Here is a 13,071-nt window from a genome sequence, read left to right as displayed (position 1 = left end):
ATCCACAGGCCACTAAGAGAAAACCTTTTCCCAAACCGAGGACCGACACCCTAAACATGGCCTCCGACACGCCACCACCCGCCAAACAACCCGTCACCCTGCGTCAGGTGGCGGCGATGGCTGGCGTCAGTGTGGCCACGGCGTCGAAGGCGCTGAACGGGCAGGGGCGGATGACGGCCGAGACGCGGCAGCGCATTCGCGAGACGGCGCAGCGGCTCGGCTTTCGCCCCAACAGCCTGGCGCAGAGCCTGCTGCGGCGGCGCTCCTTTACCGTCGGCCTGTTGACCAACGATACATATGGCCGCTTTTCGCTGCCGGTCATGTCGGGCATTTCCGATGCGCTGGTCGATGCCGGCGTGTCGGTGTTCATGTGCAATGTCGAGGACGATCCGCGGCTGGCGCAGCTGCATGTCGAGGCGATGCTGGACAAGCGCATCGACGGCATCATCGCCAGCGGCAAGCGCATCGACCGCCATTTGCCGGTCGACCTCGCCAATCTCGGCGTGCCCGTGATCTACGCCTTCAGCCAGCCCGATCCCGGCGCCATCGCCTTCGTCTCCGACGATGCCGGCGGCGCGCGGCTGGCGGTCGAGCATCTTTGCCGGCTCGGGCGGCGGCGCATCGCCCATGTCAGCGGTCCCTCCAGTTTTGCCGTGGTGAATGAGCGGGCGCAGGCTTTTCGGGATGTGCTGGCCGCGCACGGCCTGCCGGCGACCCAGCCCTTGCTCGGCTCGTGGTCGGAAGCCTGGGGGCATGAAGCCGTCGGAAAGCTGTTCGACAGCCCAACGCTCTTCAACAACAAGGGAGAGAAACCCGACGCCGTGTTTTGCGGCAACGACCAGATCGCGCGCGGCGTCATCGATGCGCTGCGCGAGCGCGGCTTAGGCGTGCCCGGCGATGTCGGCGTCATCGGCTTCGACAATTGGGAGATCGTGGCGGAGGCAACCCGCCCGCCGCTGACCTCGGTCGACATGAACCTGGCGGCGCTCGGCCGCGAGGCCGGCCTCACACTGCTATCGCTCGTCGGCGGCCAACCCGCCGCGCCGGGCATTCGAAAACTGCCGTGCCGGCTGGTGGTGCGTCAGTCATGCGGCCGTCCGCCGGGCGGCTGAGACCAATGCCTGTCGCCCAAAAGTGCGCAGCGGTTTTGGGACAACGACATGCATCAAGCAAAGGCCGCGCGGGGAGCGCGGTTACAGGGAGGAGAACTGAACCATGAGGAGGAGAACCATGAAGACCATGATCGCCGGGCTCGCCTTTGCGAGCATTCTGGGCACGCTGGCAACAGCTTCTGCCGCCGACACCGCCAATATCTGGGTTCGCGCCGACGGCTCGAACTTCATGCCGCGCATCGTCGATGCTTTCAACAAGGGCCATGAGAACCAGGTCAAGCTGGACATCATTCCCAATGCCGAGATCATCCCGAAATATGGCGCCGCCGCCGCCGGCGGCACGGCGCCCGACGCGCTGTCGCTCGACCTGATCTACACGCCGTCCTTTGCCGCCGCCGGCCAGCTCGAGGACATCACCGACTGGGCGAAATCGCTGCCCTATTTCGCCAGCCTGTCGCCGGCGCATGTCAAGACCGGCACCTACAAGGACCACATCTATGGGCTGCCGTTCTCGGCCGACGCCTCGGTGCTGATCTGGAACAAGAAACTGTTCAAGCAGGCGGGTCTCGATCCCGACAAGGGGCCGGCCAACTGGGCCGAGATCGAGGCCGATGCCGAAAAGGTCAACGCGCTCGGTGGCGACATCAAGGGCTTCTACTTCTCCGGCAATTGCGGCGGCTGCAACATCTTCACCTTCACGCCGCTGATCTGGGCCTCGGGCGGCGACATCCTCTCCGAGGACGGCTCGAAGGCGACGCTGGACAGCCCGCAACTGCGTGGCGCCATCGACCTCTACCGCTCGATGGTCAAGAAGGATCTGGTGCCGGCCGGCGCGCAGACCGACACCGGCGCCAACTTCTTTGCCGCCTTCGCCACCGGCAATATCGGCATTTCGCCGTCCGGCGCCTTCGCCATCGGCGCACTCAACACGCAGTATCCGGATATCGACTATGGCGTCACCTTCCTGCCGGGCAAGGACAGCGGCTGGTCTTCGTTTGCCGGCGGCGACAATTTCGTCGTCACCAAGGGCACCAAGAAGCTCGCCGTGGTGAAGGAGTTTCTCGACTTCGCCTATTCGCTCGAAGGCCAGACCATCCTGGCCAAATACGGCAGCCTGCCGGTGCGCGGCGACATCGCCAAGGAGGCGCTGAAGGATCTCGATCCGCGCTACCAGATCGCCGCCGAAGCCATGGCCAAGGGCCGCACGCCCTATTCCGTGGTGTTCAACGACCTGATCAACTCGGCCAACGGTCCGTGGACGCAGATGATCAACGAGGTCGTCTTCGGCGACGACGTCGATGGCGCCATCGCCAATGCACAAGAGACCATGCAGTCGATCATCGACCAGGCGCAGAAATAAGGACTGGCCGGCGGCGAGGGCGGTGCAACGCCCTTGCCGTCGCGGGTCCTGATCCGGCCGCCCGGTCCGTCTCCCTGGACGGGCGGCCGGCGCTCCTTACCCTCCCCCTTGTGGGGAGGGTCGCTGCGAAGCAGCGGGGTGGGGGAGGTGTGTCCCACCGCCCTACGAGATCCAACGGAAGAGCAGCATGACCTCTGGCATTCTCAATCATCGCACCGACGCCCTACCTCTCCCTTGCGGGGAGGTCGGACCGCAGGTCCGGGTGGGAGGCCGGCGCCGTACCCCCACCCCGCTGCTGCGCAGCGACCCTCCCCACAAGGGGGAGGGTAAATGACCATCACCACCACCACCTCGCCACGCGCCAGAAAACTGGTCGGTGCCGGCCGCCGGCAGTGGATCGGCCTGCTCTATGTCGCGCCGGCCGTGGCGCTGGTCGTCGTATTCTTCATCATCCCGCTCGGCATGACGGCCTGGATGTCGCTGCACAAATGGCCGCTGATGGGCGAGCATTTTTACATCGGTTTCGACAATTACCGGGCGATCCTGCGCGACAACCGTTTCTGGAACGCGCTGAGCTTCACCGCCTACTACACCGTGATCGTCACCATCGTGATCTTCGCCGTCGCCTTTCCGCTGGCGCTGTTCATCGAAAAGCCCAGGCGGCTGACCGGCTTTTACCGGACATCCTTCTTCATGCCGGCGGTCGTCGGTTTCGCCTCGGCCAGCCTGCTGTGGTCGTGGCTGCTCAATGTCGATTCCGGCCTGTTCAGCCCGGCCGCCTACGATTTCGGCCTGACGGCGAAAAAGTTCAACCTTCTGGCGACGTTCCAGCCGGCCTTCTGGTCGATCATCGCCATGGTCGTCTGGAAGGTGGCGGGCTTCACCATGATCATCCTGATGACCGGCCTGCAGTCGATCCCGACCGACCTGCAGGAAGCCGCGATGATCGACGGGGCAGGGCCGTTCGCGCGCTTTCGCGCCATCACCCTGCCGCTGATGCGCCGCACGCTGGCGCTGGCGCTGATCCTGTCGATCGCCGGCTCGATCCTCGCCTTCGACCAGTTCTACATCATCCTGCGCGGCGGCCCGCGCAATCAGACGCTGACCGCCGTCTACTGGATTTTCAACCAGTCCTTCGTCTCGTTCAAGCTCGGCTATGGTGCGGCGCTGTCGATGATCCTGCTGGCCATACTGGTGGCGCTCAGCCTGGTTCAGCTCTGGCTGCTGCGCAAGCCGGAGGGCATCGACTGATGGCGCAGGCAAGAAGCCGCAGCAGCCGCCTCTGGCTCAGGATCGCCGAGCATTCGACCGGCATGATCGCGTCCGCGCTGTTCATCGCGCCGATCGTCTGGGCCGTGCTGTCGACCTTCAAGCCGGCGCAGGAGGCGCGCCAGCCGCCGCTGCCGCCATGGCCGACGACAGGCTTTTCGGTCGAGAACTACCGCACGCTCGACACCTTTGGCGACGGCCTCTGGCTGCCGGCGCAAAACAGCCTCTATGTCGCGTCGATGACGGTGATCCTGTCGGTCGTCGTCAGCGTGCTGGCCGGCTACGGCTTTTCGCGCTTCCGGTTTCCCATGAAGGATGTGCTCTTCATCGTCATCCTGTCGACGATCATGATCCCCTTCCAGTCGATCCTGACGCCGATCTTCCTGGTGCTGACCAAGGTCGGCCTGCACAACACGCTGACCGGGCTGGTCCTGGTCTACACCACGCTGCAATTGCCGTTCTCGATCTTCATGATGCGGAACGCCTTCGACGCGGTGCCGCGCGAGATCGAGGAAGCCGCGCGCATGGATGGAGCCAACAACGTCACCATGCTGCTGAAGGTGATGCTGCCGCTGGTCTGGCCGGGCATCGTCACCATCGCGCTGTTCGCCTTCCTCGGCGCCTGGAACGAATTCCTGGCCGCACTCGTGCTGATGACCGACCAGTCCAAATTCACGCTGCCGATCATGATGACGGCGCTGCAGTCGGGCCGCTTCGGCGCCATCGACTGGGGCGCCGTGCAGGCCGGCGTCACCGTGATGATGGTGCCGTGCCTGGTGCTCTTCCTGTTGCTGCAGCGCTTCTACATCCGCGGCCTGATGGCCGGCGCGGTGAAATGACCCGCCGTGAAATGACCAATATCCAACGGAGTGACACGATGACCGTTCAACCATCCGCCAAGCCCGGCAAACTCGCCTTCCGCCCACTGCCGGTGCCGCAGGTCGATGTCCGCGGCTTCTGGGGCGACCGTGTCGATGCCGTGGCGTCGCGCACCGCCGACATCCTGTACGAGCGCTGCGTCGAGGCGCGCATGCTGGAGCAGATCGACCCGGACCGGCCCTCGCCGGGCGTCGTCATTCCGTTCCATTCGCCGTCGCCCGACGAGGCGGCCAGCCCCGGCTTCACCGGCTCGACGGTGACGACGCAGATGTTCTGGGACTCCGATTGGGGCAAGACCATCGAGACCGCGGCCTATTCGCTCTACCGGCGCAAGAACGCGGCACTCGAGACGAAGATCGATGCCGTCATCGACCTGTACGGCAGACTGCAGCAGGAAGACGGTTATCTCTCCAGCTGGTACCAGCGCATCCAGCCCGGCAAGCGCTGGACCAATCTGCGCGATTGCCACGAGCTCTATTGCGCCGGCCATCTGATCGAAGGCGCGGTCGCCTACTACCAGGCCACCGGCAAGCGCAAGCTGCTGGATATCATGTGCCGCTATGTCGACCATATCGCCGACACCTTCGGTCCGGAGCCGGGCAAGAAGAAGGGCTATTGCGGCCATGAGGAGATCGAGCTGGCGCTGGTCAAGCTGGCGCGGGCGACCGGCGAGCAGAAATACATGGACCTGGCCAGGTATTTCATCGACCAGCGTGGGCAGCAGCCGCATTATTTCGACGAGGAGGCGCGTGCGCGCGGCGCCGACCCGAAGGCCTATCATTTCAAGACCTATGAGTACAACCAGTCGCACAAGCCGGTGCGCGAGCAGGACAAGGTCGTCGGCCATGCGGTCAGGGCGATGTACCTCTATTCCGGCATGGCCGACATCGCCACCGAATATGGCGACGATACGCTCAGGGTGGCGCTCGACCGGCTCTGGAACGATCTCACCACCAAAAACCTCTATATCACCGGCGGCCTCGGGCCATCGGCGCACAATGAGGGCTTTACCAGCGACTACGACCTGCCCAACGAAACCGCCTATGCCGAGACCTGTGCCTCGGTCGGCCTGGTGTTTTGGGCCAGCCGCATGCTCGGCATGGGCCCCAACGCCCGCTACGCCGACATGATGGAGCGGGCGCTCTACAACGGCTCGATCTCCGGCCTGTCGCTCGACGGCTCGCTGTTCTTCTACGAGAACCCGCTGGAGAGCCGGGGCAGGCACAATCGCTGGAAATGGCATCGCTGCCCCTGTTGCCCGCCGAATATCGGCCGCATGGTCGCCTCCATCGGCAGCTATTTCTACAGCCTGTCGGACGACGCGCTGGCCGTTCATCTCTACGGCGACAGCACCGCGCGCTTCGACATATCGAACCGGGCGGTCAGTCTGATTCAGACCAGCAATTATCCCTGGGATGGCGCGGTCTCGATCCGGATCGAAGCCGACGCTCCGGCGGAATTCACCTTGCACCTGCGCGTCCCGTCCTGGTGCGGCAAGGCGGCGCTCAAGATCAACGGCGCCGCGGTCGATCTGGACGGCATCACCAGCGACGGCTATGCCGCGATCCGGCGCGAGTGGCGCCAGGGCGACCGGGTCGAACTCGATCTCGAAATGTCGATCGCCCGTCTGTTCGCCAATCCGGAGGTGCGTCAGGACATCGGCCGCGTCGCACTTGCGCGCGGTCCGCTGATCTATTGCGTCGAGGAGACCGACAATGCCGGCCAGTTGCATCGGATCGCTCTGCCGCGAACGGCAAAAATCGAGGCGCATGCCGAGCCGAACCTGCTCGGCGGCATCGTCACGCTTTCGGCACTTGCCAGCAAGGAAGCTCAGGAAAACTGGGAAACCGGGCTCTATCGCACCGATCCGCCGGCGGTGAGCGAAACGAAAATCACCGCCGTCCCGTACTTTGCCTGGGACAACCGTGAACCCGGTGAGATGCTGGTCTGGCTGCGGGACGGATGAGTTACAGGCTGACAAACGCCGTCAGCGGCAAATGATCCGACGCAACCCGCGACAGCGGCGTATCATGAGCTTCCACCGACGAGACCATGCCGTGCCGGTTGGCCATGATCCGGTCGAGCGCCAGTACCGGCAGGCCTGAGGGGAAAGTCGGCACCGCCGCCGGCGTGAAACCAAAGGTGGCGTGCAGCGTCTTGAGCGCCGAGCGGTTGCCCAGCCGCCATTCGTTGAGGTCGCCGAGCAGCAAGGTCGGCCTTTCATCCTGGTTGCTCATGATGTCGAGCACGACGCGGGCCTGCTCCGAGCGCGAGCGGCGCAACAGGCCGAGATGCGCGGCGATGACGCGCAGAGTGCGCGTTTCGTCGAGGTCGATCTCGGCAACCAGCGCGCCGCGGGGCTCCAGTCCCGGAAGCTTGATCTGATGGACGTCGCGCACCGTGCCGCGCTTGAACAAAAGCACGTTGCCACGCCAGCCATGGCCCTTGCCGCTTCCGGAAACCGGCACCGGCACCAGCCCGGTTTCGTGTTCGATCCGGGCAAGATCGAGCAGCCCGGCGCGGTCGCCGAATCGGTTGTCGGCTTCCTGCAGCGCGATGACGTCGGGGCCGATCTCGCGGATGACGCGGGCGGTCCGTTCGGGGTCGAACCTGCGGTCGGTGCCGATGCATTTGTGGACGTTGTAGGAGGCGACCACCATCTGGGCCCCTTCAATGTGCTTGCGCGGCGTCGCGTTCGCCTTGCGCGCTTTCCTGCCGCGGATCGACAGGAGCACGGTTTCAGGAAGGCTGCGTCCGTTTATATCCATAGGCCTGCGTTCAATCTGTCCTGATTCTAAAGATAGGGCGATCCCAGCCATAACAACCGGTCAAAAACCCGGATGACAAATGGCCGCGCTCTTAGGGTTGCGAGTGTGACGGGTTTGGCGGAAGCGATTGCCGCTCCGATGCGCCCCTCGATCTCGGCGGCAAAGCCGGTATCCAGCACCTCCAGGTCGATTTCGAAATTCAGCCGCAGCGACCGGGCGTCGAGGTTGGAGGAGCCGACATAGGCCCACACGCCATCGACCGACAACAGCTTCGAATGGTCGAACGACCCTTCATGGCGCCAGACGCGGCAATAGTGCTTCAGCACCTGGTCGTATTGCGCCGTCATGGCGCGGCCGACCAGGAAGAGATTGTTGACCGCGGGCACGACGATGTCGATCTCGACGCCGCGCCGGGCAGCCGTGACCAGCGCGCTGACAAATTCCCGGTCCGGCAGGAAATAGGGCGACATGATGCGGATCGATTTGCGGGCGACGGAAAATGCGCCCATCAGCAGCTTGTGGTTGGTTTCGATGCTGGCATCCGGCCCCGACGCCACCGCCCGCACCAGGATCGGCTGACCGGGAGGCGGCGAGGGCTTTGCCACGTGCCAGACCTCGTCCTTGAGCGCCTCGTTGCCGGCAAAACGCCAGTCCTCGGCGGCAACCGCGAACAGGTCGGCCACGACCGGCCCCGTGACCTGGAAATGCGTATCCGCCGAGCTGGCAGTGCCAGCGAATTCAGCCGAGAACCCCTTGCGGATGTTCATGCCTCCGGTGAATGCCACCGCGCCGTCGACGATCAGGATTTTCCTGTGCGTCCTCAAATTCGCATAGGGAAGTCTCAGGCCCATGACGATGTTGCCGTTGAACAGATCGACGGTGACGCCGGCTTCCCGGAGTGTCCCAAGAATGCTGGGCACGGAATAGCGCACGCCCACCGCATCGATCAGCACGCGAACCGTCACACCGCGCCGGACCGCTCCGGCCAGCGATCCGACAAAACGTCGTCCGATCTCGTCATTGTCGAAGATGTAGGTCTCGAGCAGAATGCTGCGCTGTGCACTGTCTATCGCCCGGCACATTGCTGCGTAAGCTTCGTCGCCGGTCCTGAGGATCGTGATCGCGTTTGCCGACGTCAGTGCGCGCCGCGCCACCCTGTCGCCTAGCGTCTTCAGGCCGGCAAAGCGCTGGCCGAATTCGGCTGAAATGAGTGCTTCGAGCGCAATGTCGTGGTCGTGTTTGGCTGTCTCGGCTTCACCGGCGACGGGCCGCATGGCGCTGATCGTGGCGCGGCGGATGCGGTTGATGCCGGCAATGGCATAGATGATCGCGCCAAGGAACGGCGACAAGATCATCACGCCGACCCAGCCGGTGGCGGCGCGCACGTCTTCCTTGGTCATGATTGCGTGGACGATGCCGATGGCGGCCATCAGCATCGGAATGATCACAAGGATCAGAGGCCAGTAGGTCACAAAGGTCTGCCACATCGGCAGGACTATCGAGCCAGCGGCCGCAGAAGGCAATGCAACGGATCAACCAGGACGGAAGCGCTCGCGCGTCAGTCCTTCGCCCGCTCCACATAAGCACCGTCAGCCGTCATCACCACCACGCGGGTGCCCGGCGCGATGTGCGGCGGCACCAGCGTGCGCACGCCGTTGGAAAGCACGGCCGGCTTGTATGACGAGGACGCCGTCTGGCCTTTGGTCGTCGGCTCCGTCTCGACCACTTCGAAAGTAGCGCGCTGCGGCAGCACCAGGGCTATGGCGATGCCGTTGAACTGCGAGATCTGCACCGCCATGCCTTCGAGCAGGTAGGGCGCCATGTCGCCGACCACGCTTTCCGGCACCGCGACCTGGTCGTAGCTTTCCGGGTTCATGAAGTGATACCCCTCGGCGTCGGCGTAGAGGAAGGTGTGCTCGCGCTCCTCGACATAGGCGCGCTCGACCTGCTCGGTGGTGCGGTAGCGCTCCGAAACCTTCACCCCGTCGGAGATGCGGCGCATGTCGAGCTGGGTGACCGGCGTACCCTTGCCAGGGTGGATGTTTTCGGCAAAGAGGATCACGTAAAGCTTGCCGTCCTTGTCGACGACATTGCCTTTACGGAGCGAACTGGCGATGACCTTCACCACGGTTTTCAATCCTAGACTTCGTTGGCCTGAAACGATCGTTCGGCGCAAATCGGCTGCGAGAGCCGTCGCCGTAGCGCATCTTGGCCCGAACCGCCAGCCCTGTCAGCAATTCCGTTGCCCGGCAAACCCATGACTGGCGCTTCGCCCTGGTGGACGCCGGATGTTCACGCCGACCGCCGGCCGCGGCTGATGGCCCGCAACGCCATAGCTGCCGCAATGCGCGGCTGGTTTGGCGAGCGCGACTTCATCGAGGTCGAGACGGCGGCATTGCAGATTTCGCCCGGCAACGAGGCGCATCTCTCAGCCTTCGCCACCGAGGCGATCGGCGCCGACGGCGCGCGCCGGCCGCTTTATCTCCACACCTCGCCGGAGTTCGCCTGCAAGAAGCTGCTTGCCGCCGGCGAGCGGCGGATCTTCAGCCTGGGCGCCGTCTGGCGCAACCGCGAGCGCGGCCCCTTGCACCATCCCGAATTCACCATGCTGGAATGGTATCGGGTCGGCGAAACCTATGACAGCCTGATGGCCGATTGCGCCGAACTGCTGAAGCTGGCAGCCGAGCGGGCCGGCGCCAAAACCTTCCGCTTTCGCGGCCGCGAGGCCGATCCGTTCGCCGAACCGGAACGCGTGAGCGTGGCGGAAGCTTTTGCGCGTTACGCCGGCATCGATCTTCTTGCCACCGTTTCTGCCGATGGCGGCACAGACCGCGCCGCACTTCATGATGCTCTGGTCAAGGCCGGCCTGCGCACGGCCGACGATGACAACTGGGCCGATTTGTTCAGCCGCGTGATGGTGGAAAAGGTCGAACCGATGCTGGGGCAGGGGCGGGCCACAATCCTCTATGGCTATCCGATCTCCGAGGCCGCCTTGGCCCGGCCGAGCGCGGAGGACCAGCGCGTGGCCGAGCGCTTCGAGCTCTATTGCTGCGGCGTCGAGCTCGCCAATGCTTTTGGCGAACTGACCGATCCGGCCGAGCAGCGCCGGCGCTTTGCCGCCGAGATGGACGAGAAGGAGCGCGTCTATGGCGAGCGCTATCCGCTGGATGAGGATTTTCTCGCCGCCCTCGCCATCATGCCGCAAGCCAGCGGCTCGGCGCTTGGCTTCGACCGGCTGGTGATGCTGGCAACGGGCGCGACGAGGATCGATGACGTGATCTGGACGCCGGTCGCCACTCCTTGACGGAAATCGGCCTCGGTTAAACTCACAAACCGGTCAAGCCGCGCGTCTGTGGCGCCGCCGCGGATGGCTTTGCGGGCCGCTTGGGCGCTATGCCGCAGCGGGACAATTGCCCGTGCGCCATTGCACAAGCCGCATTGGGACAATAGATGGTGCAGCAGCCGCTACCGCCCGGCGCGGCTTCAGCCAGGACCACGCGCATGACCGATACATCAGAGGCAGCGAAATTGACCGACCGCGTCGCGGCACTGGTCGAGGCTGCCAAGCGGGCCGGCGCCGACGCCGCCGACGCGGTTGCCGTGCGCGGCCGTTCGATCGGCGTGTCGGTGCGGCTGGGAAAGGTCGAGAACACCGAAGCGTCCGAGGGCGACGATGTCTCGCTGCGCGTCTTCGTCGGCAACCGGGTGGCGAGCGTCTCGGCGACGGCGGCATCGGACCCCAAGGCGCTGGCTGAGCGCGCCGTGGCCATGGCCAAAGTCTCGCCCGAGGACCCCTATCAGGGTCTCGCCGATCCGGCTTTGCTGGTTGGCAAGGTGCGCGACCTCGATCTGTTCGACGCCACCGAGGTTTCGGCCGATCAGTTGAAGGAAGCGGCCCTTGCCGCCGAGGAAGCGGCCCTTGCAGTCAAGGGTGTCACCAATTCGGCCGGCAGCGGCGCCAGCGCCGGTCTTGGCGGGCTGGTGCTGGCCACGTCGAACGGCTTCGTCGGCCACTATGTCGCATCGCGCTTTTCGCGTTCGGCCAGCGTTATTGCGGGCGAAGGCACCGGCATGGAGCGCGACTACGAATACTCCTCGAACCAGCATTTTTCCGATCTCGACGCGCCGGAGCTGATCGGCCGCAAGGCCGGCGAGCGCGCCGTGCGCCGCCTCGGCGCCCGCAAGGCGGCGACCGGTCCGGTCAACGTTGTGTTCGATCCGCGCGTCGCGCGCGGCATTGCCGGCCATCTCGCCGGCGCCATCAACGGCGCTTCGGTGGCGCGCAAGACCAGTTTCTTGCGCGAGATGATGGGCAAGCAGGTTGCGTCGGCTGCCATCACCGTCACCGACGAGCCGCTACGGCGTCGCGGCCAGGCCTCGCGCCCGTTCGACGGCGAAGGCGTCGAGGGCGAAAAGCTGTTGATGGTCGAGAACGGCGTGCTGAAGCACTGGTTCCTGTCGACGTCCGCCGCGCGGGAATTGGGGCTGACCACCAACGGACGCGGCGCGCGCAGCGGCTCGTCGGTATCGCCGTCTTCGACCAATCTCGCCATCGAGCCGGGCGACAGGACGCCGGAAGACCTGATCAGGTCGCTGAAATCCGGCTTTTATGTCACCGAAGTGTTCGGCCAGGGCGTCGACATGGTGACCGGCGAATACAGCCGTGGCGCATCCGGCTTCTGGATCGACAATGGTGAGCTTGCCTATCCGGTGGCCGAGGTGACCATCGCCTCCAATTTGAAGACGATGTTCCTCAACATGGTGCCGGCGAGCGATCTTGACCGCGATTTCGGCACCGCCGCACCGACGCTGCTGATCGAAGGAATGACCCTTGCCGGAGCGTGACCCGGTCATATCGGCCGGGGCCTCGGACGACCTCGATCTGCTGCGCGACGCCGCCCGCGAGGCGGGCGCGATCGCCATGCGCTATTTCGGCAAGAACCCGCAAGTGTGGATGAAGGGCGGCACCTCGCCGGTCAGCGAAGCCGACCACGCGGCGGACGCCTATTTGCGCGAGACCCTGCTTGCGGCGCGGCCGGACTATGGCTGGCTATCAGAGGAAACGACTGACGATCCGGCGCGGCTTCTGGCGCGGCGCACCTTTGTCGTCGACCCCATAGACGGCACCCGCGGCTTCCTCGAAGGTCTGCGCTCCTGGTGCGTCAGCGTCGCCGTGGTCGAGAACGGCCGCACGCTCACCGGTGTGCTCGAATGTCCGGCCAAGGGCGAAACCTATTGGGCGTTGCCTGGCCATGGAGCTTTCTGCAACGGCAAGCCGATTGCCGTGCGCCAGTTGGGCGAGACGGTCGAGATCGGCGGGCTGAAGCAGTTGATCGACCTGATGCCGCCGCAATGGCAAAGCCGGGTGCGGCGGGCGGCGCACATTCCCTCGCTCGCCTACCGGCTGGCGATGGTCGCCAACGGCACGCTCGACGCCACCTTCGTCAAGCCCAACGCGCATGACTGGGATATCGCCGCCGCCGATCTCATCTTGCGCGAGGCTGGCGGCGCCGTGCTCGACGGCCATGGCCGCGCGCCGCTTTATGCCGGGGAGATCATCCGTCACGGCGCGCTGGTCGCCGGCAGCGGGCAGTTGCTGACCGTGCTTGCCGGCGTCATTGCCGATACGGAAGCGTGATCGAAGGTTCCAAAGTCGGCAGCTTTGGGCTAGACCTGTCGCAAA

General features: G+C 64.9%; 11 protein-coding genes. 8 read left to right on the top strand and 3 right to left on the bottom strand.

Going from position 1 to position 13,071, the window contains the following annotated elements; translation table 11 throughout:
• The first annotated feature begins 56 nt into the window (after positions 1-56).
• From NKI15_RS26275 to NKI15_RS26255, 5 genes are all read left to right on the top strand, one after another.
• Entirely contained in the window at positions 57-1,112 is a 1,056-nt protein-coding gene (locus NKI15_RS26275; RefSeq protein ID WP_352514936.1) for a LacI family DNA-binding transcriptional regulator, read from the top strand.
• Positions 1,113-1,239: 127 nt separating this feature from the next.
• On the top strand, positions 1,240-2,472 hold the full coding sequence (locus NKI15_RS26270; protein WP_502898717.1) for an ABC transporter substrate-binding protein: 1,233 nt from the start codon (positions 1,240-1,242) through the stop codon (positions 2,470-2,472).
• Between the two features lie 330 nt (positions 2,473-2,802).
• The gene (locus tag NKI15_RS26265) at positions 2,803-3,723 is read left to right on the top strand and encodes a carbohydrate ABC transporter permease (protein WP_352514938.1); all 921 of its coding nucleotides are present in this window, start codon (positions 2,803-2,805) and stop codon (positions 3,721-3,723) included.
• Entirely contained in the window at positions 3,723-4,580 is an 858-nt protein-coding gene (locus tag NKI15_RS26260; protein WP_352514939.1) for a carbohydrate ABC transporter permease, read from the top strand. Before NKI15_RS26265 ends, NKI15_RS26260 begins: the two co-directional genes overlap by 1 nt.
• 38 nt (positions 4,581-4,618) lie before the next feature.
• The gene (locus tag NKI15_RS26255) at positions 4,619-6,586 is read left to right on the top strand and encodes a glycoside hydrolase family 127 protein (protein WP_023705754.1); all 1,968 of its coding nucleotides are present in this window, start codon (positions 4,619-4,621) and stop codon (positions 6,584-6,586) included.
• A gap of 1 nt (position 6,587) precedes the next feature.
• Here the strand turns inward: NKI15_RS26255 and NKI15_RS26250 are convergent, their stop codons facing one another.
• The 3 genes from NKI15_RS26250 to efp all read right to left on the bottom strand — a co-directional run bounded on the left by NKI15_RS26250 (position 6,588) and on the right by efp (position 9,516).
• Complete coding sequence (locus NKI15_RS26250) at positions 6,588-7,388, bottom strand: endonuclease/exonuclease/phosphatase family protein (RefSeq protein ID WP_023671569.1); 801 nt, start codon at positions 7,386-7,388, stop codon at positions 6,588-6,590.
• Between the two features lie 26 nt (positions 7,389-7,414).
• On the bottom strand, positions 7,415-8,875 hold the full coding sequence (locus NKI15_RS26245) for a phospholipase D-like domain-containing protein (RefSeq protein ID WP_023705755.1): 1,461 nt from the start codon (positions 8,873-8,875) through the stop codon (positions 7,415-7,417).
• A 71-nt stretch (positions 8,876-8,946) separates the two neighbouring features.
• The gene (gene efp / locus NKI15_RS26240) at positions 8,947-9,516 is read right to left on the bottom strand and encodes an elongation factor P (RefSeq protein ID WP_023682947.1); all 570 of its coding nucleotides are present in this window, start codon (positions 9,514-9,516) and stop codon (positions 8,947-8,949) included.
• Positions 9,517-9,645: 129 nt separating this feature from the next.
• On the opposite strand from efp, the gene epmA reads away from it, so the two are divergent.
• The 3 genes from epmA (at position 9,646) to NKI15_RS26225 (ending at position 13,026) form a co-directional block, all read left to right on the top strand.
• Positions 9,646-10,692: an EF-P lysine aminoacylase EpmA gene (gene epmA / locus NKI15_RS26235; protein WP_023700603.1), complete on the top strand. Its 1,047-nt coding sequence runs from the start codon at positions 9,646-9,648 to the stop codon at positions 10,690-10,692.
• A 197-nt stretch (positions 10,693-10,889) separates the two neighbouring features.
• The gene (locus NKI15_RS26230) at positions 10,890-12,233 is read left to right on the top strand and encodes a TldD/PmbA family protein (protein ID WP_023709712.1); all 1,344 of its coding nucleotides are present in this window, start codon (positions 10,890-10,892) and stop codon (positions 12,231-12,233) included.
• Positions 12,220-13,026 (top strand): 3'(2'),5'-bisphosphate nucleotidase CysQ, encoded by an 807-nt coding sequence (locus NKI15_RS26225; RefSeq protein ID WP_352514940.1) that lies wholly within the window; start codon positions 12,220-12,222, stop codon positions 13,024-13,026. The genes NKI15_RS26230 and NKI15_RS26225 overlap by 14 nt, the downstream gene beginning before the upstream one ends.
• Positions 13,027-13,071: the final 45 nt, after the last annotated feature.

This window comes from Mesorhizobium sp. M0862, assembly GCF_040319795.1.
Classification (GTDB): Bacteria; Pseudomonadota; Alphaproteobacteria; order Rhizobiales; family Rhizobiaceae; genus Mesorhizobium.
This window is presented reverse-complemented; position numbering and strand designations above follow the sequence as displayed.